Origin of the sequence: Chitinophaga solisilvae, assembly GCF_009928525.1 — a bacterium.
Lineage (GTDB): Bacteria > Bacteroidota > Bacteroidia > Chitinophagales > Chitinophagaceae > Chitinophaga > Chitinophaga solisilvae.
The window spans coordinates 420,087-434,564 of sequence record NZ_JAABOK010000006.1 but is presented as its reverse complement, the minus strand read 5'-3'; the positions used below and the strand labels follow the sequence as shown (position 1 = coordinate 434,564).

The following is a 14,478-nucleotide window of genomic DNA, read 5'->3' as shown; positions in this document are numbered from 1 at the left end:
TATTTTAACTTTTTCGGCGGCCGGCTAATATTTATCTTACAGTAATAATATCAGGCTATGACAAACGAAAGTAAATCACCGCATATACTGAATACTTCTACCAACCTGCTGGGGTTTTGTCTGATTGTGCTGACATCCATACGGGTGGCACATTTCAACCAGGTGACTATTATTGATGATTGTACGGGAATTGCAGCGATACTGCTGATGGGGAGTTGTATCCTGTCCTTTCTGTCGATGCGGTCCAGGAACCGGAAGCGGAGTGAAAAGATGGAGGAAGTGGCTGATTACATCTTCCTCCTGTCTCTTGTTTGTATTAGCGTCACTATTGTGATCGTGTCTTTTAATCTGCTGGCATAATTATTTACCGCAGATACGGTAGGAATAACCTACTACTACCACACCGGCGCCGGTGTTGTTTTCACCGTTGACTTTATCTTTCTGGATTTTTACAAATCCGTAGTGGCCGCCACCTTCAACGAAGATGCTGCTTCTGTTGAAACGGTACGCGATACCTACATGACCATCCAGACCAAAGTTGGTGCCTTTCAGTTCATTTTTGATGTCTCTTTTCTCATTAAAATCTGCTGACGGCATGATGGGCTGTTTATGCTCTGCATCCAGGAATACCGGGCCTGCGCCGCTGGTTTCATTTTTAGCAGATACCAGGAAGCTGACAAACGGTCCGGCTGCTACATACAGATCCCATTTGCTGCTGAAACCAAAATGATACTTTGCCAGTACAGGTACCATCAGGTAATTGATTTTTGCCACGCTCTTGTAATCAGCATAGAGGTATGGCGGTAATGGGGTGCCCGGAGGAACAGGTAAATTCTGAGGCGTTACAAAAGCCTGTCCGCCATCTTTCTTACCACCCTGGGAAGAATAACGTACTTCCGGCTGGATAGAAAAATGTTTGGTAAGATGGAATTCGGCATGAATGCCAAAGTCTGCTCCCACGCGGGATTTGTAGCCACTGTTCAGCGGGTTTCCGGAATTGCCGGATGTCAGGTTGGGAATACTCAGACCACCTTTGATACCGAGGTCAGTCTGGGCTTTCACCAGTGTAGGGAACACCACCACCATTGCACTAACGGCAATGAGTAAACGTAGTTTGCTTTTCATAAGATCTTTGTTGTGGAGAAAATTTTAAAACGCAAAGCTACAACTATGTCAGCAATACCATCATAATTATTTGATGACTGTGCTGATTACTTCAGGAAGGCGATGGCTGTTTCCACTACCCTTTTGGTTTCTTCCGGATCTCTTACCGCAATACAGGCAACACCTGCCTGTTTCGCCGGATAATCGTTACCACCTTCAAACAGGGCATCTCCCACGAACAACATCTCTTCTATGCTTATCCCCAGCGTATCCCGGAGTTTACGGATACCATAAGCCTTGTCTATACCCGATCTGGTAATATCTACAGATGTCATGCCCCCCAGGTTCACGGCATACGCACTGAGCAGCGTATCCAATATTTGTCTGATCTGTTTGCGTTTGGAAAAACCGGGATCCCAGGTTTTCTTTTCCTCCGGCGGCGCTTCCTGTCCCAGGGCAGACCAGGTAATCTGGCTGCCCCTGTCTTCTATCTGTTCGCCCCAGGTTTTCTCCGGCGTAAATCCGGTTTCAGCTACGGCCTGCTGCAGTGCGGCAATGATGGTCTTCTTCTCTGCAGGCGTAAAATTTTCTGCATACCGTTGTTTCCAGCCGTTATCATATTGATAAAACTGCGTACCGCAGGTGGGCAGGATAGACAAACGATGCAGCGGCGCAGCTGCCGGAAGATAATGCAGTACCTGCTTCTCAAACTGCGGCCAGCTGCCGCCGGAGATGATGGCTACCTGCATGACGGATAACAGCGCTGCAAGCAGCGGGGCCATTTCTTCGTCTACTGCCGACTTACTCTGTGCCAGCGTTCCGTCGAGGTCGAATACCATGAGCTGCTTCATGCGGATAATAATGCTTTGGTGCGGGCGACAACATTTTCCACCGTGAAACCAAAATGTTTAAATAATTCTTTGGCGGGTGCGCTGGCGCCGAATCCTTCCATACCGATCATAATTCCCCTGTCGCCGGTCCATCGTTCCCATCCCAGCGGCGATGCAGCTTCCACGGCTACGCGTGCCGTGACAGCCGCCGGCAGTACGGATTCCCGGTATTCGGGCGGTTGTGCGGCAAACAGGTCCCAGCTGGGCATACTCACTACCCTGGCATCTATACCTTCCTGCAGCAGCTGTTGCTGCGCTTCCAGTATCAGCGATACTTCCGAACCGGTGGCCATCAGGATCACAGCAGGTACAGCGCCCTGTTCTTTTGACAGCACGTAGGCGCCTTTCAGCAGATTATCTGCGGGAGCAGTTTTGCTGCGATCGATGACCGGCAACTTCTGCCTGGTGAGCACCAGCATGGTGGGACCGCCGGTGTGCTGAATGGCGGCGCGCCAGGCATACGTGGTTTCGTTGGCATCTGCCGGCCGTATCAGCGACAGGTGCGGCATGGCACGCAGCGAGGCCAGGTGTTCCACCGGCTGATGCGTAGTACCGTCTTCTCCCAGCCCTATACTGTCATGCGTCATCACATAGATCACCGGCAGCTGCATAATACAGGCCAGCCGGATAGCAGGGCGCGCATAGTCCGTGAAGATAAAAAAGGTAGAGGCATATGCCCGCAGCCCGCCATGCAGCTGCAAGCCGGAGGTGGCGGCGCACATCACATGCTCGCGTATGCCCCAGGCCAGGTTACGGCCGCTGTAATTATCCTTCTGCAGGTAGGGAGAAGATTTTATCAGCGTCAGTGTAGACGGCTCCAGGTCGCCGCTGCCGCCCACCAGCCATGGCAGCTTGTCTGCCACTGCCCCGATAAATGCGCCGGTGATTTCCCGCGTAGCCTTAGGCCCGTCCGCCGGTTGATACACGGGTACTTTCTGGTCCCAGTCTGCCGGCAGCTGCTGCGCCAGGTATTGCTGCAGGGAAGCATACAGGTCAGGATATGCAAGCGAATATTCCTTCAGCCGCGTATTCCAGGCTGCTTCCTGCGCTGCGCCGCCCGTGATACATGTCAGCATGTGTGCTTTGACATCTTCGGGCACGAGGAATTTTTCATCCGGCGGCCAGCCGTAAAATTCTTTGGTGAGCCTGATTTCTTCTTCTCCCAGCGGGGAACCATGTGCTTCCGGCTTATCCTGCTTATGCGGGGAGCCATAGCCGATATGCGTGCGCAGCACAATCAGTGAAGGTTTGTCTGTCACCGCTTTTGCAGCCGCAAACGCCGCGGAGATCGCCTGCAGGTCATTGCCTTTATCTCCCAGATCCTGTACATGCCAGTTATATGCTTCAAAACGCTTTACCACATCATCAGAATAGGTAAGCGAAGTATTCCCTTCAATGGTGATGTGATTGTTATCATACAGGCATATGAGACGGCCCAGCCCCTGATGACCGGCTACAGATGCGGCTTCATGAGAAGCGCCCTCCATAATATCGCCATCACTGCAGAAAGCATAGGTATAATGATGAATCAGCGCTTCTTCCCTGTTGAAGATGCCTGCCAGATGCGCTTCTGCCAAAGCCATCCCTACGGCCGTCATAATACCCTGCCCCAGCGGCCCTGTAGTAGTTTCTATTCCGGGCGTATGCCGGTATTCCGGGTGTCCCGGCGTATTACTGCCCCACTGCCGGAAGTGCTTCAGGTCATCCAGCGTGATATTATAGCCGGTGAGATGTAATACCGCATATTGTAGCATCGAAGCGTGGCCGTTGGACAACACAAAGCGGTCGCGGTTGAACCACTCCGGATGCTGCGGATTAAACTGCAGATGCTCCATCCATAATACATAAGCGGCCGGCGCCAGGGCCATCGGCGTACCGGGATGCCCCGAATTGGCCTGCTGTACCGCATCCATCGATAAACAGCGGATCGTATTGATGCTCTTTTCTGCTATTGACATCGTTTTCATACACAGCTTTTTTTAGTGGGAGAAAGTAATGGAGCAGCCACAAAACAGGTACCAACTGACGTGAATCAGGCTGCAGCTGACTCCGGTCATTTATTACCCTTCCGGGCAGCAGTACTTTTGTGATGTCATCAACAAGAAGCTATCACTTAAAATATTATCATATGAAAAAGACATTCAGACTCGAACATGATTTCCTCGGTGAAAGAAAAATCGATGATAGTGTTTACTATGGTATTCAGACATTAAGAGCGATTGAAAACTTCCACATTACAGGAACACCGGTATCACAGGAACCATTATTCATCCAGGCGCTGGGCTATGTAAAGAAAGCCGCCGCCATGGCCAATATGCAACTGGGTGTTATACCCGCGGATGTAGCGCAGGCTATCATCTATGCCAGTGACCGTTTAATCAGCGGCGAACTGACCGATCAGTTCCCTACTGATATGATTCAGGGCGGCGCCGGCACATCCGTAAACATGAACGCCAATGAAGTCATCGCCAATATAGGACTGGAATACATGGGCCATCCGAAAGGCGCCTATGAATACCTGCATCCCAACAACCATGTGAACTGCTCACAGTCCACCAACGATGCTTACCCTACCGCTTTCCGCATTGCGCTGTATCTGAAAATCAACGGTATGCTCCGTTCTCTTGATCTGCTGCAGCGGTCTTTCGGTAAAAAAGGAAAAGAGTTTGCCAACGTGCTCAAAATGGGCCGTACGCAATTACAGGATGCTGTTCCCATGAGCCTCGGCGCTGAATTCAACGCCTTTGCCACTACCCTGCGGGAAGATATTCAACGGCTCCGCGAAATGCAGGCGCTGCTCACAGAAGTGAATATGGGCGCTACTGCTATCGGTACTGCCATTAATGCGCCGGAAGGTTACCCGCAACTGGTTACCCAATACCTCGGCGAAATTACCGGTCTTCCGATAGTACTGGCCACCGACCTCATTGAAGCGACTTCCGATACCGGCGCCTACGTACTCATTTCCGGTATGCTTAAACGTACTGCGGTGAAAATCTCCAAAATTTGTAATGACCTCCGCCTGCTGTCTTCCGGACCACGGGTAGGGTTACACGAAATAAATCTTCCTCAGCTGCAACCCGGCTCTTCTATTATGCCAGGTAAAGTGAACCCGGTAATTCCGGAAGTGGTGAACCAGACCGCCTACTATGTTATAGGTGCAGACCTGACCATCACCATGGCCTCCGAAGCGGGCCAGCTGCAGCTCAACGTCATGGAGCCGGTGATCGCGTACAGCCTCTTCACCATGCTCACCTACATGCAGCGCGCCTGTGATACCCTGCGCAAAAAATGTGTGGACGGCATCACTGCCAATGCGGAAGCATCCCGTGAAATGGTGATGAACAGCATCGGTATTGTCACTGCGCTCAATCCGCTGCTCGGTTATGAAACCTGTGCAGCCATCGCAAAAGAAGCATTGAACAGCGGGAAATCAATACACCAGATTGTAGTAGATGAAAAGGCTTATATCACGCAACAGCAATGGGATGAAATCTATTCCTTCGAGAATATGATACACCCGCATTATGTAAACTAACAGCAAAAAGTACTTTTCCCGTTTATTCATAAATAAGGTAAGTCCTGCCATGTGCAGACTGACAAAGGCCAAGTGCAGAGTGGGGCAGGCTTACCTTTCTTTTTTCTTAATGATAGGCTATATCTTCCAGCTTACCCGGATTACGCAGGGTGATGCTGGTATTTTTTACAGCTATCAGTTTCTCGTTCTTAAACTCTCCCAGTGTACGTATCAGCGATTCTGTAGCTGTTCCGGCCAATGCCGCCAGTTCATCCCGCGGAATATGAATAGTATAATCCACCGCTCTGTCCTGCTGGTATTTGTTCCGGAGATGTATTAACGCACTGGCTACCTTCTTTCTGAGAGTGTTATAGGCGATGCCCAGCAACCTTTCTTCCTTTTCCGTTACATTCCGTGCCAGCATCCGCATAAAACGCTGCACCATCACCGGCGTATGATCGAACAACGCTTCAGCATCTTCTTTGGGTATCAGCGCTATTTCTGCATCTTCCATCACCACGGCGGTTGCTTTGTAGGTTTCTTCCTCCAGCAATGCGATATACCCGAAAAAATCTCCTTTATTATACAGCCCTATCACCAGGTCTTTTCCATCTTCATGTGTCTTTATTGTTTTCACCTTTCCGGAAATAATATAATAGAGAAAGCGGGGCGTGCCTCCCTCATGATAAATTGTTTCAGGGGCTGCTGCCCTAATGGTATTCCGGTTCTCCAGGAAGTCTTTCACTACTTTCTTAAAATCGCTGTGTTCCTGTTTCCCCGTGCCGGCTGCCTCCCACCGCCGGCACCGTGTTTCGATGGTCTGCAGCAGGTCATGATTGGAGAATGGTTTTACCAGGAAATCATCTGCCCCCAGGTTCATCGCCGTCCGGAATACAGTGGCCTGGTACTTTTCAGCCAGGAGTACAAACGGTGTCAGCTGAAAGCGGCTGTCTCTGCGCAGCACCTCCAGTACGCCGGAGCCATCGATACCGCCTTTCAGCGCAGCACTGCACAGGATAGCATCCGGCAGTTGCAGGCGTGCCGCCTCTATACCGGACTTACCATCAACAGTGGTAATCGTTTCATGACCAAACCCTTCCAGTATATTGCGCAGGTCCTTTGCCTGCGCCGGTTTATCTGTTATGATAAGAATACGGAACATGCTATTATCAACAAATAAGGCAGGTAATTGTTATCTCCCCGTACAAAAAACAGCCGATTGGTTTTTTCTCTTTAAATTCATTGTTCCGCAGATGTTGCCTTACATACAGGAATCAGCGCCGGCAGTAAATACAGGCATCTTTGCGTAGTTACTACTTATCTCTTAATCATACATACCTACCATGAAAAGAATAGTACTGATAACCCTTGTATTGGCATGGCGGCTGGGAATAGTCAGCGCCCAGGCCAATTACCCCGAAGCCGCCGAAAAATTCAAGCGTTACTTTAACCAGCAGCAGGCAGACAGCCTCTTCGCCATGTACAGCCCGATTGTGAAAGCAGCGCTGCCGCTGGACAAAACAAAGGAAATATCATCGCAGCTGCACGCGCAGTATGGTAACATTACCAGCCTGGAAGTCATTACCCGCGATGCCGCCTCCACCAGCTACAAGGCTACCTTCACCAAAGGCGTGCTGCTGCTCATCCTGGCGCTGAACGACAGCAGTCAGCTGGAAGGGCTGCGTTTTATGCCCTATGAAGACAAGAAGGAAAGCGGTACGGATTATAACCTGGAGCGTGCAGGCGTTACTGTTAGCGGCACACTTACTTTACCACCGGGAAACAAAGCAGTACCGGTGGTACTGCTGATAGCGGGCTCCGGTCCTACCGACAGAGATGGCAATAATCCGCTTGGCGTGAAAGGCAATACCTATAAAATGCTGGCTGCAGCGCTGCTGGAAAATGGTATCGCCTGTGTACGTTACGACAAGCGGGGCATTGGCGCCAGCTCACCGGCAGATGAATCGCAGCTGACGCTGGATACCTTAACCGCCGATGCCGTAGCCTACGTGCAGCAACTGAAAAAAGACAAACGGTTTTCCTCCGTTATCATCGCCGGCCACAGCGAAGGATCGCTGATAGGCATACTGGCAGCAGCACAGGGGAAAGCAGATAAATTTATTTCCATCGCCGGCGCAGGAGAGCAGGCAGATGTGATGCTGAAAAGACAGATCAGCCAGAATGCACCTGGGTCCGCAGACAAAATATTTCCGCTGCTCGACAGTCTGAAAAAAGGGCATCCCGTACAGGAGCCGGGCGGTCCGCTGAATGCTTTGTTCCGCAGCAGTGTACAGCCCTATATGAGCTCCTGGCTGAAATATGATCCGCAAACGGAGATAAAAAAATTATCCATACCCGTACTGATTATTCAGGGTACTACTGATTTACAGGTAGCTGCCGGGGAGGCAGCATTACTGAAGAAGGCATATCCGGCAGCCACCCTGACCATCATAGATGAGATGAACCATGTGCTGAAAGATGCTCCTGCCGATCCTGTTGCCAATATGGCCACCTACGGCCTGCCGGCGCTTCCGCTGAAACCCGGACTGGTGACCGCCATAAAGGATTTTATACTGACCGCGCCCTGATGCTGCTGCATCCTTACCACACTCCAATACCGGCCATGATGGCTTATCGAGGCGATGCAGGAGTGTCCGGCACGGTTCATAACAACCGGTAATCCTTCCTCTTTCCGTAACGACTCCTGATGGTTCATAAAACCGGTATGCCGCAGACAGGCATCATCTGCAGCTGCCAGCATAATACGTACCGGTAATACCGCCGGGTTAATTCCGCTAACGGCAGCGACGGTATGAATATATCCTGCCGTCAGTTTACTGCTGAATGCATAGCTTGCTCCGGCTCCCTTAATACTTCCGGAGATCTGATCCTTCTGCCAGACCAGCGGCGTCACCTCCCATTTCTGCGGAGCGTATATCCGTTGGCGTGATACACGGTTAAAAATCTTGTAGGCCGCCTCTTTGCCGCTCCAGAGCAACCATACCATCACGTCCGGATCAGTGGCAGCTGTTATCAGTTCCTGTTCTGCCGGTGTAAACACCTTTTCCAGATAGCCTTTCCGCCGCCAGTTGCTTTCTGTGGCAGCCAGCTGCAGATCTATAATATCGTTGCCGGTCATGAACCGGCGAGTTTACTTTCCACTATATCGATCGCAGCTTTCACGTTGATCATCTTCTCCATGGATTCATTATCAATAATGATGTTGAATTTTTCCTCCACATCCAGGATAACATCCACCAGGTTGGCAGAATTTATCTTCAGGTCTTTGATAAAATCCGTGTCTTCATTCAGCTGTTGCAGGGCTTCCTGGTTTTTAGCGTAAGGCGTAACCACTTCCCTGATCGTTGCGAGTAATGTTGTTCTATCCATTTGCATGATATTTTTTCAGGATGACGCAAGCGTTAACATCGCCGAAGCCAAAGCTGGCCTTGGCGATTACCTGCAGATCTTTATAGCGCAGCTGCTGCGGTATTCTTTCCGGGTCCACCACTGCGCGTATATCCGGGTGCAGATCTTCGCAGTTGATATTGGGGAAGAGGAAACCGTGCTGCAGTTGCAATACTGCCGCCACCAGCTCTACGCTGCCGGAGGCGCTGAGACAATGTCCTGTCATACCTTTCAGTGCGCTGATGTAAGGAAAATCTGTCCCGCTTCTGCCGAGGGCGGCGCTCCAGTTCTGTATTTCAAGTGCGTCCTTACCGGTGGCTGTCAGGTGGCCATTGATGGCATCTATATCCGATGGGCTGATGCCTGCTTCACGGACAGCCTCACGGATGCAGCGTTGCACCGCTTCGCTGTTGGGGGCAGTCATGGTGCCGTCGTTACGCTGACCGCCGGAGTTAATATGTCCGCCCAGTATTTCCGCGCAGACAGGCGCATTGCGTGCCAGGGCGCTGTCCAGCGATTCCACCACGAATGCCCCAGCGCCGGCGCCCGGCACAAAGCCTGCCGCAGTAGCACTCATAGGACGGGAGCCAGCAGCCGGGTTATCATTGCTTTTAAAGGTGCATACTTTCATTGCGTCAAAGCCGCCCCAGATGTAGGGGCCACTGTCGCTGGTGCTCCCTGCCAGAATGCGGGTGGCTTTTCCCGCACGGATGCGGTCATAGGCCATCAGCAGGCTTTCCGCGCCGGTAATGCAGGCAGAGGAATTGGTCGTGACCTGGTTTCCCAGTCCCAGCTTCCCTCCCAGCCACGCGCTGATGCCGCTGGCCATCGTTTGCGCTACAACGGTGCTGCCTAAACGCCGCAGCTGACCTTCATCCACTTTATAAATAGCTTCGCGGAGCTTGTCAACACCGGAGGAGCCGGTGCCGAAGATGCAGCCGCTGTCCCAGTCTGTATTAACGGCGGCTGTCAGCCCTGCACGCTGCCATGCTTCCATACCTGCCAGTACTCCGTACAGGATGGCGCTGCTGTTGAAGCCTTTCAGCTCCAGAGCATCAAAGTAACGCGACTGCATTTCAGCCGTAACCACGGGGGTACCGGCTATCTGACAGGAGAACTGCAGTGCCTCCAGTGCCGCATCATGGCGGATACCGGACCTCCCTTCCTGGAGAGCATCCCTGAAATCAGCCACCCCGCTGGCATTGGGGGCAATGATACCCAAACCGGTGATAACAACACGCGTATTCATCTTATAAATTTATTTTCCGGAAATAATCATACCCGCTAAAGTGCCGGTACATACTTCTTCCATCTTTTCGTTCACCATTACCACCTTACATTTCAGTTTACCGAAACGGAAGTATTGCTTATAACCGGTTACCGTAACGGTTTCTCCGGGATACACCGGCTTCAGGAATTCTACGTCCGCAGAAGTCAGCGCAAAAGACAGCTGTTCCCCGTTGGTAAGATATATACCGAGGCATACCAGCCCGATCTGCGCCATCACTTCTGTGAGCAGTACACCAGGCGTTACCGGATGGTGTTTAAAATGCCCCTTGTATACTTCCATCTCCGGATGAAAGGTAAAGCTACCGCTGACTTTCTCTTCATCAATGGCATGCAGTGCGTCTACAAACAAAAAAGGTTTTGCGTAGGGCAGTTTTGCGAGAATATTATCGATGGTCATCAGCTAAACAATATGTGATCCGCCGGTGGCCGGAATAACAGCTCCGTTTATCCAGGCGGCTTCATCTTTACACAAAAGGTATACTATAGCGGCAACATCTTCCGGCGTGGTGGCGCGCTGCATGGGATGATGTTCCTGCGCATATGCCAGCAGCTGTTCATGACCGGGGATCATGCGCAGGGAGCGGGTGTCTGTGATACCAGCCTGTATGCAGTTGGCGCGGATTCCCCTGTGCGCATACTCCAGGGCTATGCTGCGGCTGATAGCTTCCAGCGCCGCCTTGGCGGCAGATACCGCGGCATAATGCTTCCATGCGCGGTGGCTGCCTTCGCTGGTAAAGGATAGTACCCGCGCATCCGGCGCAAACAGCTGTTGCTGCACCACCGCGCTGGTCCAGTCATACAGGCTTACCGCCATATGTTCCAGCGTGACCATAAAATCGTCTGCTGTGAGCGGCGTTTCACCGTCCATGGCTTTCAGGGTACCGCGGGCTATGCTGTGCAGCAGGCAACGTATGCGCCCTTCCGTGCCCATAAGGGCTTTCAGCTGCTGTAATATTTCTCCGCGTTTCTCCGCATTGGTCACGGAAGCGTTGAAGGTAATGACCTGCACGCCTGTGGCGCGCAGTGCGTCAAATGCTTCCCTGATTTTTTCCATCTCTATGCCGGTATCCCGGTGAACAATACACAGGTGCATCCCGTGGGCAGCCAGTTTCTTTGCTGCGGCGAGCCCCAGCCCGCTGCTGCCGCCGAGGATCAGCGCCCAGTAGTGATGTGGTGTAAATTCCTTTACCATTGTAATAATATTCTTTGCGCAGAAAAACCCGGACCGAAACTGAGCATCAGGCCCCTGTCGCCGGCCGGCGGCACCCTGTCCATAAAGCGCTCCAGTACATATAATACCGTAGCGCTGGACATGTTGCCATAACTCCGCAGCACTTCTTTTGTGTCGTCGATATTTTTCCCGATATCGCGGAACAGCTCTTCTACTGTCTGCACAATCTTTTTTCCGCCCGGATGAAAGATCAGGTGTTGTATATCTTCCATGCGCAGGCCCTGGCTGGCCAGGAACGGATGAATAATATCCGGGAAATGAGTGGCTATCTGCTCCGGCACTTCCACATCCAGTACCATTTTCAGGCCGGAATCAGAGAGATGGAAACCCATCAGGTGCGTGGCGTCATAGAAATGATACATCTCCGTAGCGGTGATAGCCGGCCCTGCATCTGCTTCGTGGGAAGACAGAATAGCGCAGGCGGCGCCATCGCCGAAGATAGCAGCGCTCACAATATTGGCCATGGAGTAATCATCCAGCTGGAAGGTGGCCGTAGGCGACTCTACAGCGATAACGGCAGCGCGCTTGCCAGGATTGGCTTTCAGGAACTGGTAGGCATAGATCATCCCGGAAACGCCCGCGGCGCAACCCATTTCCGTTACCGGCAGGCGTACAATATCCTGACGCAGCTGCAATGCATTGATCAGGTAGGCGTCCAGCGACGGAATCATGATACCCGTACAACTGACGGTGATGATATAATCCAGCTGATCGCCCCGGAGTCCGGCCTTCTGCAGCGCGGCTTCCAGACTGCGTTGTCCGAGCTTGATCCCTTCTCTCACATAAATATTATTCTTCTCTTCGAAAGAAGTCTGATGAAATACTTCTTCCGGCGACATCACCGAATAGCGTTTATCTACGCCTGCATTCTCAAAAATTTTCTTCACCTTTCTGACAAACCGCTCTTCCTGTCCGCCCAGCCATATATCAAGGAAGGGCATGATTTCAGCGGTTGTTCTTGAATGTGCCGGTAATGCCTTAGCTACTGCCTGTACTTTAACGTTCATACATTTGAAATGATCCACTGGTAGCGGAAAGCCCATTGCCAGCGGAGAGTATATTGTGTGACCTGTAATTTTTCTGCGAAGCGGATCAGCTCCTGTTTTTTGAATCCGCGTAAGATAGATGTAAGTCCGTCTGCCTTTGTCATCGGGTTGACGCGCAGCGCAAAGCACAGCAGGCGGAAAAGGCTCCAGGCCAGGCGGCTGCGCTGCAGGTCGTTGACAACAATACCGGTAACGGCGTTTGTGCGTAACCGTTGCATGAGCGCAACGATTTCCCTGTCTGTAAAATGATGCAGCGTAAGCGTACACAAAGCAATGTGGTACGACAGTTCAGCAAATGCCGGCTGCATGATGTCCATACAATGGTAGGCGATTTCAGGATAGGCAGCAGACAATTCCGTTGCATGCCTGATGGTAAAGCTGTTAGCGTCAATACCGATGAGGCGCAGGTTCCAGCGTTTTTTCCTGCCATATTCCGCCAGTGTGCGGAGCATATCACCGTTACCGCAGCCAATATCTGCCATGATTACCTCCTGCCCCGCCGGTATATTTTTCATCAGTGCTTCCACTCCTTTCAGCGTGATCCGGTTACCACCCAGCATATGGTTGATACGCGCGATTTTATCGAGCGCATTCGCCAGCTGCATGCCTTCCATGTGGAAGTCGTCCATAATTTCAGGCGCTGATGATCTGTAGGTAGTATCGGGTATCATGACATATAAGTATTGGCCGCTTTGCCGTGCGTGCGGCGGATGATAGCCGGCAGCAATGCCGGGAATACCGTCAGCGCGCGCATGGTAGCGGCGGATAATTTTTCTTTCAGGAACAGGCCGTTGAGCAGGCTGCCCATCTGCATGCGGCTTTTAAAGGCTTTGTTCCATGCAGCAGTGTAAGCTGTTTCCAGCTGCTGCCGGTTATATTTATGCTCTTTGAAATAAGCTGTCAGCAGTTCCGCCGCGATACGCGCACTGTCTATCGCCATGGCCATGCCATTGCCGCAGAGCGGATGTATCATGCCGGCGGTATCGCCCGTCATCAGCACATGTGCGTCCACTGGTTGTTTAGGTCCGAATGCAATCTGGCTGATGGTCATCGGTTGCGGAAACAGGGGGCGGCAGTTTTCAAATATGCGTCGCAGGTGCGGATTACGGTAAAGCACTTCTTCGCGGTGCGCCTGCAGGTTTTTACTGCGCCGGAAGCTGTCATAGCTCACGAGATAGCAGATATTCACTTTCTTATTTTCGATGCGGGACACGCCGCAGTAACCACCGGAGAAATTGTGCAGCGCCACCAGCTGTTCCGGGAAATCGCCTTCATAGTGGCCTTTTACTGCGAGCCAGGGAGAGCGTTGCTGCAGGAATCCGCGCTGCAGGCGGGTATCGAGGGCAGCGCGCTTTCCGTAAGCGCCGATGGTCATCTCCGCCTGCAGCATACCATGCCGGGCAGTTGTGATGGCAAACTCATTTCCGGAGAAACGTATGTCCGTTACCGTATCCTGCAATATGCGGCAGCCTGCTGCTGCTGCATGTTGCATCAGGAAATGGTCCAACGTATAGCGGCTGACGCCGAAGCCGCCCAGCGGCAGCGGCGATGTGATGGTGCGGCCTCCGGCCACCGACACCGCTACCCTTGAAAGCTGCGCCGGTTCCAGTACGGCAGGATCAGCTCCCAGCCATCGCAGGTAGGGCAGCACTTCATTAGAGATATATTCTCCGCAAACTTTATGTCCGGGATATGTATGCTTCTCGATCAGCGTTACCTGCAATCCTGCGCGGCATAGATGAATGGCGCTGGTCAGCCCTGCCAGTCCGCCGCCTATAATGACAATATTGTTTCTTTCCGCTATACTCACTTCAGCAATATACGATATAAATGTTTTCCCGGTTGCGTCCCTGCTGTCCGTCACTTACTGCTGAATTTCCTTCAGCATGATGTACAATTCTTTTCACTTTTCCCGTATGGCCTGCCCGCTTACTTTTACAGCAGACAAAGGCAATTTACGTATATCCATTCCTGTTATATAAATTTTAACAA

15 protein-coding genes are annotated in these 14,478 nt (G+C 51.8%); 3 read left to right on the top strand and 12 right to left on the bottom strand.

All coding sequences use genetic code 11. From position 1 onward, the window contains the following. Nucleotides 1-57 precede the first annotated feature (57 nt). Nucleotides 58-360 carry a hypothetical protein gene (locus GWG06_RS15120; RefSeq protein WP_127037205.1) on the top strand — a complete coding sequence of 101 codons (303 nt, stop codon included), beginning with the start codon at nt 58-60 and terminating at the stop codon, nt 358-360. Here the strand turns inward: GWG06_RS15120 and GWG06_RS15115 are convergent, their stop codons facing one another. The 3 genes from GWG06_RS15115 to tkt form a co-directional block, all read right to left on the bottom strand. After that, on the bottom strand, nt 361-1,125 hold the full coding sequence (locus GWG06_RS15115; protein WP_160714177.1) for a porin family protein: 765 nt from the start codon (nt 1,123-1,125) through the stop codon (nt 361-363). Between the two features lie 86 nt (nt 1,126-1,211). Next, nucleotides 1,212-1,955 carry an HAD-IIB family hydrolase gene (locus GWG06_RS15110; protein ID WP_160714175.1) on the bottom strand — a complete coding sequence of 248 codons (744 nt, stop codon included), beginning with the start codon at nt 1,953-1,955 and terminating at the stop codon, nt 1,212-1,214. After that, the gene (tkt, locus tag GWG06_RS15105; RefSeq protein ID WP_160714173.1) at nt 1,952-3,961 is read right to left on the bottom strand and encodes a transketolase; all 2,010 of its coding nucleotides are present in this window, start codon (nt 3,959-3,961) and stop codon (nt 1,952-1,954) included. Before tkt ends, GWG06_RS15110 begins: the two co-directional genes overlap by 4 nt. 161 nt (nt 3,962-4,122) lie before the next feature. Between tkt and aspA the strand changes: the two genes are divergently transcribed. Next, entirely contained in the window at nt 4,123-5,532 is a 1,410-nt protein-coding gene (gene aspA / locus GWG06_RS15100) for an aspartate ammonia-lyase (protein ID WP_127037213.1), read from the top strand. Between the two features lie 106 nt (nt 5,533-5,638). Here the strand turns inward: aspA and GWG06_RS15095 are convergent, their stop codons facing one another. Next, the gene (locus tag GWG06_RS15095; protein ID WP_160714171.1) at nt 5,639-6,673 is read right to left on the bottom strand and encodes a cyclic nucleotide-binding domain-containing protein; all 1,035 of its coding nucleotides are present in this window, start codon (nt 6,671-6,673) and stop codon (nt 5,639-5,641) included. Nucleotides 6,674-6,854: 181 nt separating this feature from the next. Here GWG06_RS15095 and GWG06_RS15090 point away from each other — a divergent pair, with 181 nt between their 5' ends. Then, nucleotides 6,855-8,099: an alpha/beta fold hydrolase gene (locus tag GWG06_RS15090; protein ID WP_160714169.1), complete on the top strand. Its 1,245-nt coding sequence runs from the start codon at nt 6,855-6,857 to the stop codon at nt 8,097-8,099. Here the strand turns inward: GWG06_RS15090 and GWG06_RS15085 are convergent. From GWG06_RS15085 to GWG06_RS15050, 8 genes are read right to left on the bottom strand one after another with little or no spacing between them, the layout of a single operon-like run. Beyond that, nucleotides 8,024-8,650, bottom strand: a complete 627-nt coding sequence (locus GWG06_RS15085; RefSeq protein ID WP_160714167.1) for a 4'-phosphopantetheinyl transferase family protein — start codon at nt 8,648-8,650, stop codon at nt 8,024-8,026. The two genes, GWG06_RS15090 and GWG06_RS15085, sit on opposite strands and share 76 nt — an antisense overlap. Further along, nucleotides 8,647-8,901 carry an acyl carrier protein gene (locus GWG06_RS15080; RefSeq protein ID WP_127037220.1) on the bottom strand — a complete coding sequence of 85 codons (255 nt, stop codon included), beginning with the start codon at nt 8,899-8,901 and terminating at the stop codon, nt 8,647-8,649. The genes GWG06_RS15085 and GWG06_RS15080 overlap by 4 nt, the downstream gene beginning before the upstream one ends. Next, entirely contained in the window at nt 8,894-10,168 is a 1,275-nt protein-coding gene (locus GWG06_RS15075) for a beta-ketoacyl-[acyl-carrier-protein] synthase family protein (protein WP_160714165.1), read from the bottom strand. The genes GWG06_RS15080 and GWG06_RS15075 overlap by 8 nt, the downstream gene beginning before the upstream one ends. A gap of 9 nt (nt 10,169-10,177) precedes the next feature. After that, complete coding sequence (locus tag GWG06_RS15070) at nt 10,178-10,606, bottom strand: 3-hydroxyacyl-ACP dehydratase FabZ family protein (protein WP_160714163.1); 429 nt, start codon at nt 10,604-10,606, stop codon at nt 10,178-10,180. Nucleotides 10,607-10,609: 3 nt separating this feature from the next. Continuing rightward, nucleotides 10,610-11,401, bottom strand: a complete 792-nt coding sequence (locus tag GWG06_RS15065; protein ID WP_160714161.1) for an SDR family oxidoreductase — start codon at nt 11,399-11,401, stop codon at nt 10,610-10,612. After that, nucleotides 11,395-12,447 (bottom strand): type III polyketide synthase, encoded by a 1,053-nt coding sequence (locus GWG06_RS15060; protein WP_160714159.1) that lies wholly within the window; start codon nt 12,445-12,447, stop codon nt 11,395-11,397. Before GWG06_RS15060 ends, GWG06_RS15065 begins: the two co-directional genes overlap by 7 nt. Further along, the gene (locus GWG06_RS15055) at nt 12,444-13,157 is read right to left on the bottom strand and encodes a methyltransferase domain-containing protein (protein ID WP_160714157.1); all 714 of its coding nucleotides are present in this window, start codon (nt 13,155-13,157) and stop codon (nt 12,444-12,446) included. The genes GWG06_RS15060 and GWG06_RS15055 overlap by 4 nt, the downstream gene beginning before the upstream one ends. Beyond that, a complete protein-coding gene (locus GWG06_RS15050; RefSeq protein ID WP_235938363.1) occupies nt 13,154-14,350 on the bottom strand; it encodes an NAD(P)/FAD-dependent oxidoreductase in 1,197 nt (398 codons plus the stop codon). Before GWG06_RS15050 ends, GWG06_RS15055 begins: the two co-directional genes overlap by 4 nt. Nucleotides 14,351-14,478: the final 128 nt, after the last annotated feature.